This is a genomic window from Stenotrophomonas sp. 1337, assembly GCF_031455455.1.
GTDB lineage: Bacteria > Pseudomonadota > Gammaproteobacteria > Xanthomonadales > Xanthomonadaceae > Stenotrophomonas > Stenotrophomonas indicatrix.
Genome location: NZ_JAVDSR010000001.1, coordinates 320626 through 336319 on the forward strand (window position 1 = coordinate 320626; position 15694 = coordinate 336319).

Here is a 15694-nt window from a genome sequence, read left to right on the forward strand (position 1 = left end):
GCCAGCCGCTCACGATTGAGCGCGGTTCAGCGATCAAGCGCGTCGGGCGTTGTGCCTGCCGTCGCCCAGCCCCCACCCAGCGCCAGGAACAGATCCACCTGACGATCCCCCAGCTGCGCGCGCGATGCTGCCAGCGCGGACTCTGCATCGGCCAGCGCGGCCTCGGCAGACAGCACGTCGATGAAGTCGATCCTGCCGAACCGGTACAACTGCCCGGCCTGATCGCTGGCATGTGCCGCGTCGTCGCGGGCGAGGGCAAGGCTGTGCTCGCGATCGATCTCCTGCGCGTAGGCCGACAGCGCGGTTTCGGTCTGCTGCAGCGCGTCCAGCACCACGCCATCGAACGATGCCAGCGTGGCATCGACGTTGGCGCCGGCCGCATCGATCCGCGCACGGGTTGCGCGGCGGTTCGGCCAGCGCCACGACAGCAGCGGTCCGAAGGACGCGCCGACGCTGTCGCTGCTCAGCAGCTGCTTGAATGAACCTGCCGTGCCGGCGGACGCGCCGATGCTCACCTGTGGGTACAGGGCTGCCGTTTCCACGCCGATCATCGCGGTGGCGGCCGCCAGGCTGCGCTCGGCCGCGCGGATATCCGGGCGGCGCTGGATCAGCTGGCCACCATCGCCGACCGGAACCGGTTGCTGCAGGCGCGGCGGTTGTTGGCAGTTGGCGACGTCCTGCGGATAGTCGGCTGGTGCGCGTCCCATCAGCGCCGCCAGCGCGAACAGGGCCGCCTGCCGTTCGGCAACCAGATGCGGCACCGCCGCCGCACTGCGGTTGGCCGCCGCGCGCGCCCGGCTGACGTCGAATTCGGTTCCGCGCCCGCCGGCCACCAAGCGCGTGGTGGCGTCCAGCGTGGCGCGCTGCGTATCGAGCACACGCTGCGTCGCCGCCAGGGTGAGGTTGGTCGAACAGATGCCGACATAAGCGCGGGTGACAGCGGCGGCGACCACCACCCGCACCTGGTCACGTGCTGCAGCGACAGCCTCTGCTTCGGCGCTGGCAGCTTCGATACCGCGGCGGATGCCACCTGCCAGATCCAGTGGGTAGGCCAGGTGGATGCCGAGCGCATACACCTGCGGTGGTGAGGTGGGCGAGGTATATCCCCCGGCATGGGCCAGCGTGGCCGATGCATCTGCGTCGGTGCTTACCGAGCCCTCGGCCCGGTACTGCAGCACCATCGCCGTGGCGCGGCGCAGGTTGGCATCAGCCGCGCGCAGATCGGTGTTGGCTCGCAGTGCTTCGCTGACGTAAGCATCGAGTCGTGGATCGTCGTACAGCTGCCACCAGCGGTCCGGCAGCTCGGCCTGTGCGTAGGCCGCCTGGTGGCTCGATATGAATGCGCGGCGGGCTGCCGGGGCGGCGGCAACCGCATTGGCCGGCAGCGTGTAGTCCGGGCCGGACACGCAGCCGGCCAGCGACAGCGCACAGGCGAGCACGCCCACGCGTGATGCGGTGCCGATCACTTGCAGGCTCCCTGCGCGCGCGGAGTGATGGTCACGCTGGCGGTCCTGCCGACGATCAGGCGCGTATCCGGTGCTACGTCGTCCAAGTGGATGCGCACCGGTATCCGCTGCGCCAGCCGCACCCAGGTATACGTTGACGCAACCGATGGCAGCAGGTTGTGGGTGCTCGCGCGCTGATCGTCGGCAATGCCGGCGGCGATGCTCTCCACGTGCCCATGCACGTCGCGGCCATCGCCCATCAGGCGGGCGACAGCGGCATCGCCTTCGTTGATGCAGTTGAGCTTGGTTTCTTCGAAATAGCCTTCGACCCGGAGGCTGGCGCCGTCGATCAGCGCCAGCGCCTGGGCACCCGGCTGCAGGAAGTCGCCCGGGTGCAGGTCGAGGTTGGTGACGATGCCATCGACGCTGGCGCGCACTTCGGTGCGCTGCACGTTCAGCAGCGCCACCCGCCGCTCCGCTCGGGCCTGTGCAAGGCCGGCCACTTCGGTATCGACCTTGGCGGCATTGCGCTCCCGCGTTTCTGAAGCCACCAGGTTGCCCAGCGCGATGTCCCGCTTCGATTCACGGCGGGCAAGGGCAAGCGTGGCCTGCGCGCTGTTCACCGCGGCATCGGCCTTGTCCAGCGCGGCGGCGTAGCGCGGCTGGTCCAGCACCAGCAGCAGCTGCCCGGCTTTCACCCGCTGGTTGTCCTGCACCAGCACCTGGGTGACCAGCCCGCCCATGTCCGACGCCACGCGGATCACGTCCGCGCGCACGCGGCCGTCGCGCGTCCACGGCTGCGCTTCGTAGCGGTTCCACAGGGACAGCGCCGCGATGACGGCGACGGCGAACAGGCAGAGCGTTGCGCTCCAGCGGCCAATGACACTCAACAGGTGCTTCATTTCAGTTTCTCAAGCAGGGGCGCGAGCTGGATCAGCAGCTCCGCCAGGATCACGAACAGCGAAAGGCCCACCAGCGGGCGATAGGCGAACAGCCGGTACAGGCCGAGGCTTGCCAATAGCCGCGAGGCCATCATCGACAGCGCCAGCGCGATGAGTGCCACCGCCAGCAGGCCGGGAACGAAGACGCCGTCAATGGAGATATCGGAGAACATCGACTCAGTCCCCATGTACGATCAACGGAGCGATCAGGTCGCGGCGCAGGCCGCAGAGCAGCGGAAGAACACGTTCGGATGCGCCGTTGTTGCCAGCGATGATCACCTCGCGTGTGCGCTCGAGTGATTCCAGCAGCGGCGTATCCACTGTGCGGCATGTGGAGGTACGGATACGGAAGTGGGCGGACGCGCTGTGCAGCAACTGGGCCAGGCAGTCGTGGCTGCGGCGATCATTTAACGCCCCGCCAATTACGCGCAGTTCGGCCACGGCACTGGCCGCGCGCATGTCCGCAAACAGCGTCCGCAACGCGGGGGCTGCATCCGGATGGCCGCGCAGGCGAGGGGCAAGCAGCGCAAGCCGATCCACCATGCGGCTTGTCCAGTCGCTGGCATTTCCTACCTGCCCGGCGGCGCGGCGTGCGATGTCCCGCCGGATGACATCCTGCAGGCGCGCGCGGCTGCGATTGCTGTCCAGCGTCTGCAGCAGCGACATGCTGCACAGCGCCGCCGCCGTGCCCACGAACAGCGCGACGCTGCTGTTGAGCGCGCCCGCGACGTGGGTGGCATTGGTGGCACCCAACCCGGCGATGAGGGGGAAGGTGAGCACTACCCCCAATGCGGCCATGATGAACGGCGGGCGGGCGAGGAACGAGCCACACACCAGCAGTGCCGGCGCCAGTGCCATGGCCAGGCCGACGAAATCGGACAGGCCCGGAAAGATCACCAGCGCGTAGAACAGCCCGATGACCACGCCGATGGTCGACCCGATCAGATAGCGCATGACATGCCCGGCAGGTGCCTCTGTGGTCCCGAACAACACGCAGGCGGTGCCGATGATGGAGACGGCGGTTGCACCGTCGGACCACGCAGTAGCGATCCACAGCGCGCAGGCCAGTACGATGCCGACGAAGGCGCCCAAGGCGCTGCGCAGGGCGATCCGGTGGTCACGATGCAGCACATGACCGTTCGCCTTCCTGGCAAGGTGCACGGGTACATGCCGGCGCCAGTCCGGGCGGGCGGCGTGCAGCTGCGCTTCCAGCAGCCGGCAGTCGTGATGCGCAGCATCGAGTTCGGCCTGACGTGCGCAGAGATCTGCACGCATCAATTCCTTCCATGTGGTGCGCGCCGTGCCAGCGGGCTGCGCGCGCAACTGGGCCAGTGATTCGTCCACGGCGCTGGACAGCATCAGCACATCGAGCATCCGGTCATGCAGTGCGCGCAGGATCTGCACCTGGGCGACGCCGTGCACACTGTCGAACGGCAGGTGGATGGACAGCGTGTGCAGGTCGAGGAGATCTGCGGCTACCTTGGAGCGATCCGCAGCCAGTACCGTTTCGTTTGCGCCAACGCGCATGTCCCGCGTCCAGTGCTCCGCATCGGCGAGGATCGATGCCACGCGCGCGTGCACACGCGGCGAGACCCGGCGTGGCAACAGCAGGCCATGGACCAGCGTCGCCGCAAGAATGCCGATGGAGATTTCCTGCACGCGGGTGACGGCGATGGTGAAGACGTCATCGGGCACCATCACCGCCGGGAAACCAATCAGGCTGGTGGTGTACCCGGCCAGCAGGAAGGCGTACGCACGCGGTGTGCGGTCGAGCATGGCCAAATACAGGCACAGGCCCATCCAGGCGGCCAGTACCACGCTCAACACCAGCGGCGCGTTCGCGAACCGCGGCACCAGCAGCACCGTAGCAACCGCACCGCCGACCGTTCCCAGCAGCCGGAACAGGCCCCGGCTGAGTGTCGCGCCGGACATCGGCTGCGACACCAGGTAGACGGTGCCGATCACCCAGAACGGGCGGGTCAGGCCGATGCGCAGCGAGACATACAGCCCGAGGATCGCGGCGAGCAGGCATTTGAGCGAGAACAGCAACGCTTCGCCGTCGCCCTTCAATGCGGGCGACATCAACAGCGCGATGGGGCGCGAAAGCCAAGGGCGGGTAGGGACGGGGATGTGCATGCCGCCATCGTATTCAGCGAGCCCCGCCGCCGAATTTCGCTAGAATGTCAGTCTATCGCTGAATCCGGTCATCGAGAATGACTCGCATTTCACTGCCTGGCTTTGATCTGGACCCGGACGCGACGGATCGGCCGGCAGTGGCCAGCCGCCTGCAGGTGGCCGACCACGATGCCGAGATTCCGGTGCATGACCACCGCAAGGGACAGCTGATCCTGGCACTTCATGGCGCGGTGACCTGCGAGGTGGCCAATGCGCTGTGGATCGTGCCGCCACAGTGCGGCGTGTGGATTCCGGGCAGCATGCCGCACAGCAACCGGGCCACCGCCAACGCCCGCCTGTGCTATCTGTTCGTCGAGCCGGGCGTTGTCGACCTGCCACTGCACTGCGTGACGCTGTCGATCTCGCCGATGGTGCGCGAGATGATCCTGCACCTGGCCGATGCGCCGCAGGACTACCCGCGCGGCGGGCACACCGATCGACTGGCGCGAGTGCTGCTGGACGAACTGGTGCAGATGCCGGCCGAGCGGTTGTACCTGCCGGTGAGCGACCACCCCAAAATCCGTGCGCTGGCTGCGGCGCTGTCGGTCAATCCGGCCGACCGCAGCACCATCAGCGAGTGGGCCAAACGCCTGGCGTTGGGTGAGCGCACGTTGACGCGGCTGATTGTTCGGGAAACCGGACTGTCGTTCGGGCGCTGGCGGCAGCAGCTGCATCTGCTGGTTGCGATTCGCGAGCTGGCCGGCGGCGCGGCGGTGCAGCGGGTTTCTGAAACCCTGGGCTATGAATCGGTGACGGCGTTCATCACGATGTTCAAGAAAGCGCTGGGGCAATCGCCTACGCGGTATTTTGCGGCGCGGTTGCGGAATCAGGATTCTGCTGCGCGTGGTGGTTGATGGTGACTGGCTGACGTTGATTTGCTGAAAGGGCGCATCAGCTCTCTGCGGAACTGCGTTTGTCACGTATCGAATAGATCACTGAAAAGATCTTCCAGCCCCGCTCGGTGTGGATCAGCTGGACCCAAGGGCGGCCACCGTTATCGATAATCGTGACCTGAATCTCAGGGTTTGACTTGATTATGTAATCGGCTTCCGCGATAACTGCCCCGTGCGGCATTGCCGCATTCCGGAACAGGGGCGATCCGAAGCAGGGCGCGACAGGGCGGTGAACCGCCTGTGCGCCTTCGTCCCTCCCGGCGCGGTATTCGCCCAGGAAGGAGAACACGGATGTTCGGACGGAAAATGAAGCTGGCGTGTGTGGCGCTGACGATGGCCGCGCTTGGCTGCGCAGCCCCCCTTGCCGCGCAGGCGCAGGAGAGCAAGACAACCTGGCGCATCTCCCGAGGAGGGAGAAGATTGTGAGGCCCTGCTACGGACTGACACGGATACCTGCAATGGAATCACCGGGGGGCGTGGCGCAAGAGCTGGTGCGGTCTGTCATGCGTCGGCGACGCAGAGATATGCTGCGTGTCTTAGCGGAAGCCCTATTCCGCCATTGAATACATGGAACAATTGACAATGAATACGTATGACCATCTCGTCTGTGTCGATGAAGATGCACAGGAATTGGTTGTTTTTCGGGTGGGGCAGATGGGAAGAGGACCTTGTTCACCAGGGTGGCGCTTCCGCAGGTTGAGGGATGGTCTGCCGAGTTGCAGGATCTTGCGAAAGCGCTCGGCGAGAACCTGCTGATCGACTCTCCGGTGATCCGGCGGATTCTTAATGTGCGAGACATGAAACAGGGAGCTCCTCAGCCCTCCAGGAAGGCATAGCATGAGAGCGTTTGATCTGCGGAGATTGAAAAAGGACGCGAAGAAAAGCGGCATGCGGGTCGTTGGAAATTTCTTGATTGCCTCGTATACGCGAGATGTGATCTCTGGGTTTGCGATAGACCCTGCACCGTCTGCTATCTACTTATGGACCTTCGTACTTCCGACCTATGATGATTTGCCGTTCCTGCACATGTCTCTAGGCCAGAGGGTTGCAGTTGCGAAAGGAGATGAACGTTTCTTCTGTGGCATGCATACCGAGTACGTCGAAAATCTTGAGAGGGTGAGAACGGCGGCAGACCTTTTGATCTATGTTGACGGCCTTGACTTCAGGAACGACTACTCCGAATGGATAAAGTACATATCCGCCATTCGGCTTGGCGATTTCTTGGCGGCGGATGCCACGCTGGAGAATCTCCTGGCTTTGCCAATGTCCAGTGCGGTCCAACGTAGATTGGATGCGATTATCTCCGTCCTGAAGAATGGTGGTGAATCGGGCGCGCAGCATCTTCTGGAGACGTGGTCTGTTCAGACGGCTCGATTGGTCGGCGGCAGCTCCTGGGGCAGCGGACGGTAGCGAATCGCCTCGCTGCGCGCAGCCCTAACGCAGCAGGGAATACCACGCTCTGGCAGCAGATCGTTTACCTGCAGTGATACCAGCCGCATGAATGCGGTGAAGCAGGGCAACGCCACATTGGAGAGCTACGCCTACAACCATCGCGGCGAACGCGTGCTGCGCAAGCCGGCCGGTGGTGCGGCTCAGATCACGTTGTACGACGAAGCAGGACAATGGCTGGGCAACTACTCGGCCACGGGCCAGGTGCAGCAGCAGGCCATCTGGCTGGACAACCATCCGGTGGCGTTGATCAACGCGCCGAGCACCGGCGTACCGGAACTGGCCTACGTCCAACCGGACCATTTAGGCACGCCGCGCGTGGTGATCGACCCCGTGCACGATGTTGCGATCTGGGAGTGGAGCAACAAGAGCGAAGTGTTCGGTGATCAGGTTCCTAGTGCTGATCCGGATGGCGATGGCGTGGCGTTCGACTTGGCGCTGCGCTTCCCCGGCCAGCAGTCGACGGATGCGAGTGGGCTGTTCTATAACTACCAGCGCGAGTATGACCCCGCAGTGGGGCGGTATTCGCAGAGTGATCCGATTGGTCTGAGTGGCGGGATCAACAGCTATCTCTAATCATCTGCTATGCCTGCAGGCCGGACGGATCCGCTTGGACTGAAAGACTATTCAGCATGTGAGACAAACGAGGAACTGACGTACGCAAGGCGCAGCGCCCTCAATCCACTTGGAGTCACGATGGTTTTTTTGAATAGCACCACCATTCTTGACTATAGGGCAAAGAATGATGGTCGAATCGGAAAGGATCGAGATACCTTTTTGGTGGACGGAAATAGGTTGAGTGCAGAGAGCTTCGGAAACTACGTTGCGGGATATGGTGCCGCCTACTTTTGGGGCCCAGTTGGCTGGGGGGTGACGAGTCTCGCTGGTATGGTGTATGACATCGAAGACGTGTTCCAGGGGCGACCATACAACTGGGATATGGATAGCAGAGCCGATATCGACGCCGGTGCAATCAGAGCGATGCATGAGATGTTGGGGAACCGGCCTACGGGCTGCGGCTGCGGGGGATAGGACAATGATCTGGACGCTGGTTACTTTCTACGCAGTTCTCTCGGTACTTACGTATTTCGCAATGGTCGGCAGAACTCCTACCAGACGGCTGTTCTCCTCGATCGGAATCGTTGTTGTTCAGATAGCTGCACTTGTGTGGATTCAGATCATTGCCAGAGCGCTGGGTTCGCAGGCAAATCATGGGTCTTTTTCTCTGGGAGTCGGTGAGCTCTACCTCGCCATACGGCCCATCCTCTTGTTCAACGTGGCAGTGTGCATCGCGCTTGTTCTGATCTTTCTGGTTGCTCTATCCGGAAAGAGGGCGGCAGGCGAGTGAGCGAGGGGCAATGCTGTTGTTGAGACGGAGTAACACGCGAGACAAAGGGGGGGCTGCAGTACCGGTGGGCTTTTTCCCGTTCGCTGGTGAGCCTGGAGGCGCAAGGTGCATTCCAAGCGAGTCCCGTTCACCCCTCCACCTGCAACCGCCCCACAGCCTGCGCACTCAACGCCAGGCACGCCAGCATCAGCCCTTCCATCACCCGGTCCCCCACATAATCCTCGAGCTCGCCGTTCTGCCGGGTGCGCTCCGCTGCCAGCAGCACCTCCTGAACCACCCGCAAGCCAGCCAATGCGCAATCGGCGTCGGCCAGCGCCATGCAGCGCCCCGGCAACTGGTGCCGCTCCGGCCAGGGCTGCCCGTCGGCCGCAGCGCCTTTGCCGATGCGTCTCAGGTTGGCACTCAGGGTGTTCGCATCCGCACGGGGCACAGCCCCTGCCAGGTCATCGGCGTTGGCCGGGTCACTGTAGGCGTGCAGAGGGGGCAGGTCAGATCCGTTCATGGCGAGGCTCCGTGCAAGGCAATCGGTAGCCGCCACACAGAGGTGGCGGGCGGTACGTGGTTCGAATCCGGGTTGACGTCAAGCCGGTGGGCGCGAACGCCCCCACGCACCGCCCGCCATAGCCGGCAGACGGATTGCCAGCCGGCGCCACGGAATGTGGACGCCGACTGGCAAGCGCAATCACTCAACGCCAACACGGGATTCGAAACCCGGCCACCCGTTTTCGGTGGCACGCCATCTGAGCCCGCGTCGCTGTGCAATGCCAATCAGAAGAGTTGTAAACAACTCGCGATTGGAGACGCTTTCGGCATTGAACCACGCTGTTAAGTACTGGCAGCGCTGGCTGCCGCGTTGGTCCACCGCGACCAGGCAATCTGCGACAGGGGTCGTGGTTGTAGGGGGTGCGCGGGATGTGTGAGCGGGTTGATGGCGACAAGCCATGGGTAGCGCTGGACCATGCCCGGCGAGCAACGTGGTGTGGCGCTCGGATGCACTCCGCCGGGCATGGCCCGGCGCTACCGTTTCCGTCGCGCCTTGACGTTCCCAGCCACCAAGCGCAGGCTTGCCCAGCACGTTTCCTAACCAGAAGGAGACTTATGACAGCTACCGCGTCTCTGCATCCCACGCCCGACACCCAAGGCCGTTCACGCCTCTGGAACGTCTTCTGGCTGCAAGGGGTCATCCCCAGCAACATGCTCTGGGCCGTTGCCCTCTGGGCCCTAGCCAACCAGCGCACCACCCTGGTGCTGGCGATGTTCGCCGTGCTGCTGCTCTATACCGGATGGATCATCCCCGCGGTCTGGCGCGCGGCACCCACCGCGCGGACCCCGAACCTGGGTGTTGCCGCGCGCGGGCTGACCGTAGCCTGGGGCCTGAATACGGTGCTGGTGATCTTCTTCCTGACCCTGCAGCTGGTGACTCAATAGAACTGGATCGGCTCACCGCTGCGGTCGAAGGCGGCGAAGCGGCCGATCTGGCCGTCGTTGATGGCGTTGACCATCAGCCGCAGCGGGCGGGTGGCCTCGTCGGTGCTGGGGGCGAAGCCTGCACGCCCATCCATTGCCGCCACGAACACCATGTCCCACTCCACGCCGGTGGTGGTGGACTCGCTGGCCAGTGCCTGGAAGCTCGGCACCTCGGCCGGCAGCTTGTCCACGCACAGCACAGGCGACAGGGTGCCGCCCTCACGCCGGTCATGCCGGTCGCGCTGGTCGTCGGTGGGCGATTCGGGCAGGTCGGCGCGGGCGAATACGAACAGCAGGCGTTGCGGTTCGGCCTGTTCGCTGGCGGCCTGCAGCAATTGCTGGAAATCATTCATCATCATGATGGCTGTCACACGCACGCTGCACGGAAAGCCGCATGCTGCCATAACGTCCGGGCGGCGTGGCCGGCGGCGATTGATTTAAGTCATCCCGCTGCCAATGCCTGCCGCGTAGGCTGGCGTCAGTCTCAGCAGGCGAGGGTATCCGGGCCGTTCCGGGCACAGGCAAGACGGTGGAACAACAAGGTGGACCAGCCATGAGCCAACTCACCGACGGATTCGGGCGCAGCTTTCCTTACCTGCGCCTGTCGTTGACCGAGGCCTGCAACTTCCGTTGCAGCTACTGCCTGCCCGATGGCTACCAGGCCGACGGCCGCCCGCGCTTCCTGGCGGTGGACGAGATCGCGCGCCTGGTGCGCGCCTTTGCCATGCTGGGGATGACCAAGATCCGCCTGACCGGTGGCGAGCCCAGCCTGCGCAAGGACCTGGACGAGATCATCGCCACGGTGGCGGCCGTGCCGGGCATCCGCAAGGTGGCCATCACTACCAACGGCACGCTGCTGCCGCGTCGCCTGCCGGGCTGGCACCGCGCCGGCCTGACCGCGCTGAACGTAAGCATGGACAGCCTGCAGCGCGAGCGCTTCAGGACCATCACCGGCCATGACCGCCTGCCGGAAATCCAGCAGGGGCTGGAGATGGCACAGGCATTGGGTCTGCCAGCCATCAAGCTCAATGCAGTGCTGCTGCGCGGCCTGAACGACGACGAGCTGCCGCAGTGGATGGACTTCCTGCGCGACCGTCCTTTCAGCGTGCGCTTCATCGAACTGATGCGTACCGGCGACAACGAAGCTTATTTCCAGCGCCACCATCTGCGCGCCGACGTGGTGATCGAGCAGCTGCTGGCCGCTGGCTGGCACGAGCGCCCGCGCGCGGCCGATGCCGGCCCGGCACGCGAGTTCAGCCACCCGCAGCATCGCGGCACGGTGGGCATCATCGCCCCGTACTCGCGTGACTTCTGCAAGGGATGCAACCGCCTGCGGGTGACCGCCAAGGGTGACCTGCGGCTGTGCCTGTTCGGCGAATTCGGCGTGCCGCTGCGCCCGCTGTTGCAGAGCGACGACGACCAGGACGCGCTGCTGGCACGCATCACCACACAGCTTGGCCTGAAAGCGGCCGGGCACGGATTGCACCAGGGCCAGACCGGGTTGACCCCGCATCTGGCTTCGATTGGAGGATGAGGAACACGATGAGTGGTGAATTGACTGCGGCCTTCCACATGGCCGATGTGCGTGACAAGCGCGTTACCCGCCGCCGCGCGGTAGCGGTGGGCGAGCTGCATGCCGGGCCAGTGGCCTACCCGCTGATTGTCGAGCGCCGGTTGCCCAAGGGCGATGCGCTGGTGATGGCCGAGATCGCCGGGCTGCAGGGCGCCAAGATGGCCTCGATGCTGATGCCGCTGTGCCACCCGTTGCCGCTGGAACTGGTGCAGGTGTACTGCGCGCCGGTGCCGGAGCGGCAGGCGATACGCGTGTGGTGCGAGTGCGCCAGCGAGGCCCGCACCGGTGTGGAGATGGAGGCGCTTGCCGGCGTCAACGCGGCACTGCTGACCCTGTACGACCTGAGCAAGCCGGTGGAGCCGGCGCTGCGCATCGAGGGCGTCCGCCTGTTGTTCAAGGAGGGCGGCAAGCGGGGCCTGTGGCTGCATCCCGACGGCATGGACGAGGGGGAGCGCGCGCGCTTCAGGCCGCGCCCGCCGAAGGGCCTGAACGGTGCGGCCTGCGCGGTGATCACCCTGAGCGATCGCGCCAGCGAGGGTAGCTATGCCGACGAGTCCGGCCCGAAGCTGGTGAGCGGGCTGCAGACGCTCGGTGGCGAGGTGGTGGCTGCCGAGGTATTGCCCGATGGCATCGAGCCGCTGGCGGGCCGGCTGCGTGCGCTGGCGCGCGACGGCGTACGCCTGTGCCTGTGTACCGGCGGCACCGGGCTTGGCCCGCGTGACCTGACCCCGGAGGCGCTGCGTTCGTTGAATGCGCGACCGGTGCACGGCTTGGCGCAGATGGTGCGCGCGTTGAGTGCGCAGCACACGCCGATGGCCTGGCTGAGCCGGGCCGAGGTGGTGCAGCTGGATGACATGCTGGTGTTTGCGCTGCCGGGCAGCCCGCGTGCGGCCGCGCAGTGTCTGGACATTCTGGCGCCGGTGCTGGGCCACGCGGTGGCGATGGTCGATGGCGGTGGCCACGCATGATTGCCTACAGCGAAGCGCTGCAGCACCTGATGGAGGCCGCCACGCCGCTGCCGGCCGAACACTTGCCGCTGCATGAGGCGGGTGGACGCATCCTGGCCACGGACATCATCAGCGGGCAGCCGTTGCCGCCGTTCGACAACTCGGCGATGGACGGCTTCGCGTTGCGCGCCAATGGCACGCCGTTCGAAAGCGATACCGAATTTGTGGTGCAGGGCTGGCAGGCGGCGGGCGACGCCGGTACCGAGGGCGGCGACGGTGCCTGGGAAATCATGACTGGCGCGCGCATGCCGGTTGGGCTGGATACGGTGGTGCCGATCGAGAACGTGGAGATCCTTGCCAGTGAGCAGGGTCGCCCGACCCGCATTGCGTTGAAGAGCGGGGTGAAACCTGGCCAGAACGTGCGCCTGCGCGGACAGGACGTGGAAGAAGGCGAGCGCGTGCTGCAGGCCGGGCAGGCGCTGGACATCAATGCACGCACCCTGCTGCACGCCATCGGCGCGGCCGAGGTGGCGGTGGTGGCACGGCCGAAGGTCGCTGTCATTGCCACTGGCAAGGAGCTGGTGACCGAAGCGGCGCAGGCGCTGGACTCCGGACAGATCCGTGACAGCAACCGGCCCTACCTGATCGGCCGCCTGCAGGCCGCCGGTGCCGAGGTGGTGTGGCAGGGCACGGTAGGCGATGACGTGGCTGCCTTCGATGCGGTGCTTGACGACACGCTGGCTGCGGGCGCGAAGGTGCTGATCAGCACCGGCGCGGTGTCGGCCGGCCGCTACGACTTCATTCCCGATGCGCTGCGCGCCCGCGGCGCCCGCATCGTGTTCCACAAGGTGGCGATCCGCCCAGGCAAGCCGCTGCTGTTTGCAGTGCTGCCCGATGGCGCGCTGTATTTCGGCCTGCCGGGCAATCCGGTGTCGGCGGCGGTGGGGCAGCGTTTCTTCGTTGAACCGGTGCTGCGTCGCCTGCTGGGCCTGGCCGCAGAGCCGCTGCTGCAGCTGCCGTTGCAGGCCGATGTGCGCAAGCCGCCGGGCCTGCGCTTCCACGCGCGTGCGCGGGTGGACGTGGACGCGCAGGGGCGCTTGAGCGTGCGCGTGCTGTCTGGGCAGGAATCGTTCCGTTTGAAATCCATGCTGCAGGCCAACGCCTGGGTGGTGCTGGAGGGCGAGGGGGACCTCGTCGCGGCCGGCACGCTGGTGCGCGTGCAGGGCTGGGGCCACCAGGACCCGCTGCAGCTGGCAACCCAGGAGTCATGATGAAGCAGGTGAATCTGCAGTTGTTCGGTGCGTTTTCCGATCTGGATGCCAGCCGCGAGATCGCGCTGGAGGTGGCCGGTGGCACGGTGGCCGATCTGCGCCAGGCGCTGCGTGAGCTGTTGCCGGTGCGCTTTCCCGGTTTCCGCGCCGGGTTGCTGGACTATTCTGCCTTTGCCGACCAGCAGCGCGTGCTGCGTGACCACGAGGCGCTGCCTGCCGATGGCAAGGTGGCGATCCTGCCGCCGGTGAGCGGGGGCTGAGCCATGAGCAGCAACGTGACGGCAAAGGTGGTGGACCGTGCGCAGCACGCCATCGACCCGGCCGAAGGCATCGCGGCGGTGTCCGACCCGGCATTCGGCGGCATCGATGTGTTCATCGGCAAGGTGCGCGACTTCAATGTGGGGCGGCCGGTGACCGGCATCACCTATGACCTGTTCGAACCGCTGGTGCTGAATGAGATCCAGCGCTTTGCGGCGGAGATCGAAGCGACGTTCGGGCCGAAGCTGAAGCTGTATGTGGCGCATGCCAAGGGCCGCTTGGGCATTGGCGATGTTGCGGTGGTGGTGGCTGCGGGCAGCCCGCACCGCGATGAAGCGTTCCGCGCGTGCCGGCAGTTGATCGAGGCGGTGAAACACCAGTGCCCGATCTGGAAGCAGGAACATTACGAGGACGGCGACAGCGAGTGGAGCGAAGGCTGCACGCTGTGCCACGCCGACGGTGAACCGGCGCATGATCACCACTGACGGCAGTAGATCCACGCCATGCGTGGATGGCGCCTTCCCCTCGCGCTTGGCAGAAGCAGCCACGCATGGCGTGGCTCTACTGAGGCGTACCTGCACGGTTGCTCCATGCGTGGATGGAGCCTTCCCCTCGCGCCCGGCAGGAGCAGCTACGCATGGCGTGGCTCTACTGAGGCGTACCTGCACGGTTGCTCCATGCGTGGATGGCGCCTTCCCCTCGCGCTTGGCAGAAGCAACCACGCATGGCGTGGCTCTACTGAGGCGTACCTGCACGGTTGCTCCATGCGTGGATGGCGCCTTCCCCTCGCGCCCGACAGGAGCAGCCACGCACGGCGTGGCTCTACTGAGGCGTACCTGCACGGTTGCTCCATGCGTGGATGGAGCCTTCCCCTCGCGCTTGGCAGAAGCAGCTACGCATGGCGTGGCTCTACTGAGGCGTACCTGCACGGTTGCTCCATGCGTGGATGGCGCCTTCCCCTCGCGCCCGACAGGAGCGGCCACGTATGGCGTGGTCGGGTTTCCCGCGTGACAACGCCCATTGCCGGCATCCTTCTGGCCGGCGGCCTGTCCAGCCGGATGGGCCGCGACAAGGCATTGCTGCCCTGGCAGGGGCGCACCCTGCTGGAGCACATGCGCGGCACCTTGCGGCTGGCCGGGGCAGACCGGGTCTGGGTGAGCGGGCGCTACCCTGCCTTCGGCGGCATACCCGACCAGATCACGCGTTGCGGGCCGCTCGGAGGCCTGTTCAGCGTGGCGATGCAGATGACCGATGGCCCGGCTTGGGTAGTACCGGTGGATACGCCCCGCTTGACCCCGGATCTGCTGCAGCAATTGCGTGACGGGCATCGCAGCGCTTGCACGATCTTTGACGGGCATCCGCTTCCGATGCTGTTTAATGTGGACAATGAAAGTCGCACGATCCTCGAAAACATGATCCACGATCCCCTCGGCCCGCGTTCCCTGCAGGCCTTGCAACACCGGCTGGACGCGCAGACGCTGCGCCTGGCCCACGCTGATGAAAGCGCCCTGATCAACTGCAATACCCCCACCCAATGGGAGGACGTTGCCTCATGAAGGTGCAGTTGCAACAACAGACAATGCGTCTGCGCCTGGACGAGGCCGAATTGGCCCGGCTGCTGGCCGGTGAAACGGTGGAGAACCTGACCCGGTTCGGCGGCAGTGGTGGTTGGGGTACCGCCGTTTCGCTGCATGGTGGCGAATCGGCCGTGCTGCTCGACAGCGGCACCGATTGCCGCCTGGTATTGCCCCGGTCTTCCGTGGAGGACCTGGCTGGGCGCCTGCCATGCCGCGATGGCCTGGCCTTTGCGCTGTATCTGGACGACGGCACCACGCTGCAACTGCAGTTCGATGTGGATGTGCGCGACAGCGTGCGCCAGCGTGGCGTAACCCGTCGCGGTTCCGCGTCACCGGTTTGACATTTGTCA

17 protein-coding genes and 2 pseudogenes are annotated in these 15694 nt (G+C 65.4%); 12 read left to right on the plus strand and 7 right to left on the minus strand.

Annotated elements, in window-relative coordinates:
• Window positions 1–26: 26 nt before the first annotated feature.
• Genes J2X70_RS01450 through J2X70_RS01465 form a run of 4 tightly spaced genes read right to left on the minus strand, consistent with a single transcriptional unit; the run spans window position 27 to window position 4522 of the window.
• A complete protein-coding gene (locus J2X70_RS01450) occupies window positions 27–1466 on the minus strand; it encodes an efflux transporter outer membrane subunit (protein WP_309908527.1) in 1440 nt (479 codons plus the stop codon).
• On the minus strand, window positions 1463–2347 hold the full coding sequence (locus tag J2X70_RS01455) for a biotin/lipoyl-binding protein (protein WP_309908528.1): 885 nt from the start codon (window positions 2345–2347) through the stop codon (window positions 1463–1465). The genes J2X70_RS01450 and J2X70_RS01455 overlap by 4 nt, the downstream gene beginning before the upstream one ends.
• Window positions 2344–2559, minus strand: coding sequence for a DUF1656 domain-containing protein (locus J2X70_RS01460; protein ID WP_025874327.1), 216 nt, complete (start codon window positions 2557–2559; stop codon window positions 2344–2346). The genes J2X70_RS01455 and J2X70_RS01460 overlap by 4 nt, the downstream gene beginning before the upstream one ends.
• A gap of 4 nt (window positions 2560–2563) precedes the next feature.
• Entirely contained in the window at window positions 2564–4522 is a 1959-nt protein-coding gene (locus J2X70_RS01465; protein WP_309908530.1) for an FUSC family protein, read from the minus strand.
• A 77-nt stretch (window positions 4523–4599) separates the two neighbouring features.
• Here J2X70_RS01465 and J2X70_RS01470 point away from each other — a divergent pair, with 77 nt between their 5' ends.
• Window positions 4600–5415: a helix-turn-helix transcriptional regulator gene (locus J2X70_RS01470; RefSeq protein ID WP_223495272.1), complete on the plus strand. Its 816-nt coding sequence runs from the start codon at window positions 4600–4602 to the stop codon at window positions 5413–5415.
• 37 nt (window positions 5416–5452) lie between these two features.
• Here J2X70_RS01470 and J2X70_RS01475 read toward each other — a convergent pair.
• Window positions 5453–5536, minus strand: a pseudogene (locus tag J2X70_RS01475) (nuclear transport factor 2 family protein); the annotation flags it as partial.
• A 755-nt stretch (window positions 5537–6291) separates the two neighbouring features.
• On the opposite strand from J2X70_RS01475, the gene J2X70_RS01480 reads away from it, so the two are divergent.
• The 3 genes and pseudogenes from J2X70_RS01480 to J2X70_RS01490 all read left to right on the plus strand — a co-directional run bounded on the left by J2X70_RS01480 (window position 6292) and on the right by J2X70_RS01490 (window position 8251).
• On the plus strand, window positions 6292–6864 hold the full coding sequence (locus J2X70_RS01480) for a hypothetical protein (protein WP_059064368.1): 573 nt from the start codon (window positions 6292–6294) through the stop codon (window positions 6862–6864).
• Window positions 6865–6878: 14 nt separating this feature from the next.
• Window positions 6879–7476 (plus strand): annotated as a pseudogene (locus tag J2X70_RS01485) (RHS repeat-associated core domain-containing protein); the annotation flags it as partial.
• 463 nt (window positions 7477–7939) lie between these two features.
• Window positions 7940–8251, plus strand: coding sequence for a hypothetical protein (locus J2X70_RS01490; RefSeq protein ID WP_033831286.1), 312 nt, complete (start codon window positions 7940–7942; stop codon window positions 8249–8251).
• A gap of 127 nt (window positions 8252–8378) precedes the next feature.
• On the opposite strand, the gene J2X70_RS01495 is transcribed toward J2X70_RS01490, so the two are convergent.
• Entirely contained in the window at window positions 8379–8753 is a 375-nt protein-coding gene (locus J2X70_RS01495; RefSeq protein ID WP_279206970.1) for a hypothetical protein, read from the minus strand.
• Window positions 8754–9349: 596 nt separating this feature from the next.
• Here J2X70_RS01495 and J2X70_RS01500 point away from each other — a divergent pair.
• Window positions 9350–9679, plus strand: a complete 330-nt coding sequence (locus J2X70_RS01500; protein WP_025874336.1) for a hypothetical protein — start codon at window positions 9350–9352, stop codon at window positions 9677–9679.
• Here J2X70_RS01500 and J2X70_RS01505 read toward each other — a convergent pair.
• Window positions 9673–10077 (minus strand): hypothetical protein, encoded by a 405-nt coding sequence (locus J2X70_RS01505; protein WP_025874337.1) that lies wholly within the window; start codon window positions 10075–10077, stop codon window positions 9673–9675. The two genes, J2X70_RS01500 and J2X70_RS01505, sit on opposite strands and share 7 nt — an antisense overlap.
• A gap of 194 nt (window positions 10078–10271) precedes the next feature.
• Here J2X70_RS01505 and moaA point away from each other — a divergent pair, with 194 nt between their 5' ends.
• From moaA to J2X70_RS01540, 7 genes are all read left to right on the plus strand, one after another.
• Entirely contained in the window at window positions 10272–11252 is a 981-nt protein-coding gene (moaA, locus tag J2X70_RS01510; RefSeq protein WP_105164201.1) for a GTP 3',8-cyclase MoaA, read from the plus strand.
• A gap of 8 nt (window positions 11253–11260) precedes the next feature.
• Window positions 11261–12259: a bifunctional molybdenum cofactor biosynthesis protein MoaC/MoaB gene (moaCB, locus tag J2X70_RS01515; RefSeq protein ID WP_309908541.1), complete on the plus strand. Its 999-nt coding sequence runs from the start codon at window positions 11261–11263 to the stop codon at window positions 12257–12259.
• Window positions 12256–13509 carry a gephyrin-like molybdotransferase Glp gene (gene glp, locus J2X70_RS01520; protein WP_309908543.1) on the plus strand — a complete coding sequence of 418 codons (1254 nt, stop codon included), beginning with the start codon at window positions 12256–12258 and terminating at the stop codon, window positions 13507–13509. The genes moaCB and glp overlap by 4 nt, the downstream gene beginning before the upstream one ends.
• The gene (locus tag J2X70_RS01525; protein WP_049463966.1) at window positions 13509–13769 is read left to right on the plus strand and encodes a MoaD/ThiS family protein; all 261 of its coding nucleotides are present in this window, start codon (window positions 13509–13511) and stop codon (window positions 13767–13769) included. Before glp ends, J2X70_RS01525 begins: the two co-directional genes overlap by 1 nt.
• Before the next feature lie 3 nt (window positions 13770–13772).
• Window positions 13773–14252 (plus strand): molybdenum cofactor biosynthesis protein MoaE, encoded by a 480-nt coding sequence (locus tag J2X70_RS01530; protein ID WP_032974540.1) that lies wholly within the window; start codon window positions 13773–13775, stop codon window positions 14250–14252.
• Between the two features lie 573 nt (window positions 14253–14825).
• On the plus strand, window positions 14826–15323 hold the full coding sequence (locus J2X70_RS01535) for a molybdenum cofactor guanylyltransferase (RefSeq protein WP_051562355.1): 498 nt from the start codon (window positions 14826–14828) through the stop codon (window positions 15321–15323).
• The gene (locus J2X70_RS01540) at window positions 15320–15685 is read left to right on the plus strand and encodes a hypothetical protein (protein ID WP_025874344.1); all 366 of its coding nucleotides are present in this window, start codon (window positions 15320–15322) and stop codon (window positions 15683–15685) included. The genes J2X70_RS01535 and J2X70_RS01540 overlap by 4 nt, the downstream gene beginning before the upstream one ends.
• Window positions 15686–15694: the final 9 nt, after the last annotated feature.

Excerpts from the sequence above, each read along its gene's own strand:
- J2X70_RS01455 (WP_309908528.1), bottom strand. The coding sequence starts at position 2,347 with ATGAAGCACCTGTTGAGTGTCATTGGCCGCTGGAGCGCAACGCTCTGC.
- J2X70_RS01460 (WP_025874327.1), bottom strand. The coding sequence starts at position 2,559 with ATGTTCTCCGATATCTCCATTGACGGCGTCTTCGTTCCCGGCCTGCTG.
- J2X70_RS01465 (WP_309908530.1), bottom strand. The coding sequence starts at position 4,522 with ATGCACATCCCCGTCCCTACCCGCCCTTGGCTTTCGCGCCCCATCGCG.
- J2X70_RS01470 (WP_223495272.1), top strand. The coding sequence starts at position 4,600 with ATGACTCGCATTTCACTGCCTGGCTTTGATCTGGACCCGGACGCGACG.
- J2X70_RS01480 (WP_059064368.1), top strand. The coding sequence starts at position 6,292 with ATGAGAGCGTTTGATCTGCGGAGATTGAAAAAGGACGCGAAGAAAAGC.
- J2X70_RS01490 (WP_033831286.1), top strand. The coding sequence starts at position 7,940 with ATGATCTGGACGCTGGTTACTTTCTACGCAGTTCTCTCGGTACTTACG.
- J2X70_RS01495 (WP_279206970.1), bottom strand. The coding sequence starts at position 8,753 with ATGAACGGATCTGACCTGCCCCCTCTGCACGCCTACAGTGACCCGGCC.
- J2X70_RS01500 (WP_025874336.1), top strand. The coding sequence starts at position 9,350 with ATGACAGCTACCGCGTCTCTGCATCCCACGCCCGACACCCAAGGCCGT.
- J2X70_RS01505 (WP_025874337.1), bottom strand. The coding sequence starts at position 10,077 with ATGATGATGAATGATTTCCAGCAATTGCTGCAGGCCGCCAGCGAACAG.
- moaA (WP_105164201.1), top strand. The coding sequence starts at position 10,272 with ATGAGCCAACTCACCGACGGATTCGGGCGCAGCTTTCCTTACCTGCGC.
- moaCB (WP_309908541.1), top strand. The coding sequence starts at position 11,261 with ATGAGTGGTGAATTGACTGCGGCCTTCCACATGGCCGATGTGCGTGAC.
- glp (WP_309908543.1), top strand. The coding sequence starts at position 12,256 with ATGATTGCCTACAGCGAAGCGCTGCAGCACCTGATGGAGGCCGCCACG.
- J2X70_RS01525 (WP_049463966.1), top strand. The coding sequence starts at position 13,509 with ATGAAGCAGGTGAATCTGCAGTTGTTCGGTGCGTTTTCCGATCTGGAT.
- J2X70_RS01530 (WP_032974540.1), top strand. The coding sequence starts at position 13,773 with ATGAGCAGCAACGTGACGGCAAAGGTGGTGGACCGTGCGCAGCACGCC.
- J2X70_RS01535 (WP_051562355.1), top strand. The coding sequence starts at position 14,826 with ATGGGCCGCGACAAGGCATTGCTGCCCTGGCAGGGGCGCACCCTGCTG.
- J2X70_RS01540 (WP_025874344.1), top strand. The coding sequence starts at position 15,320 with ATGAAGGTGCAGTTGCAACAACAGACAATGCGTCTGCGCCTGGACGAG.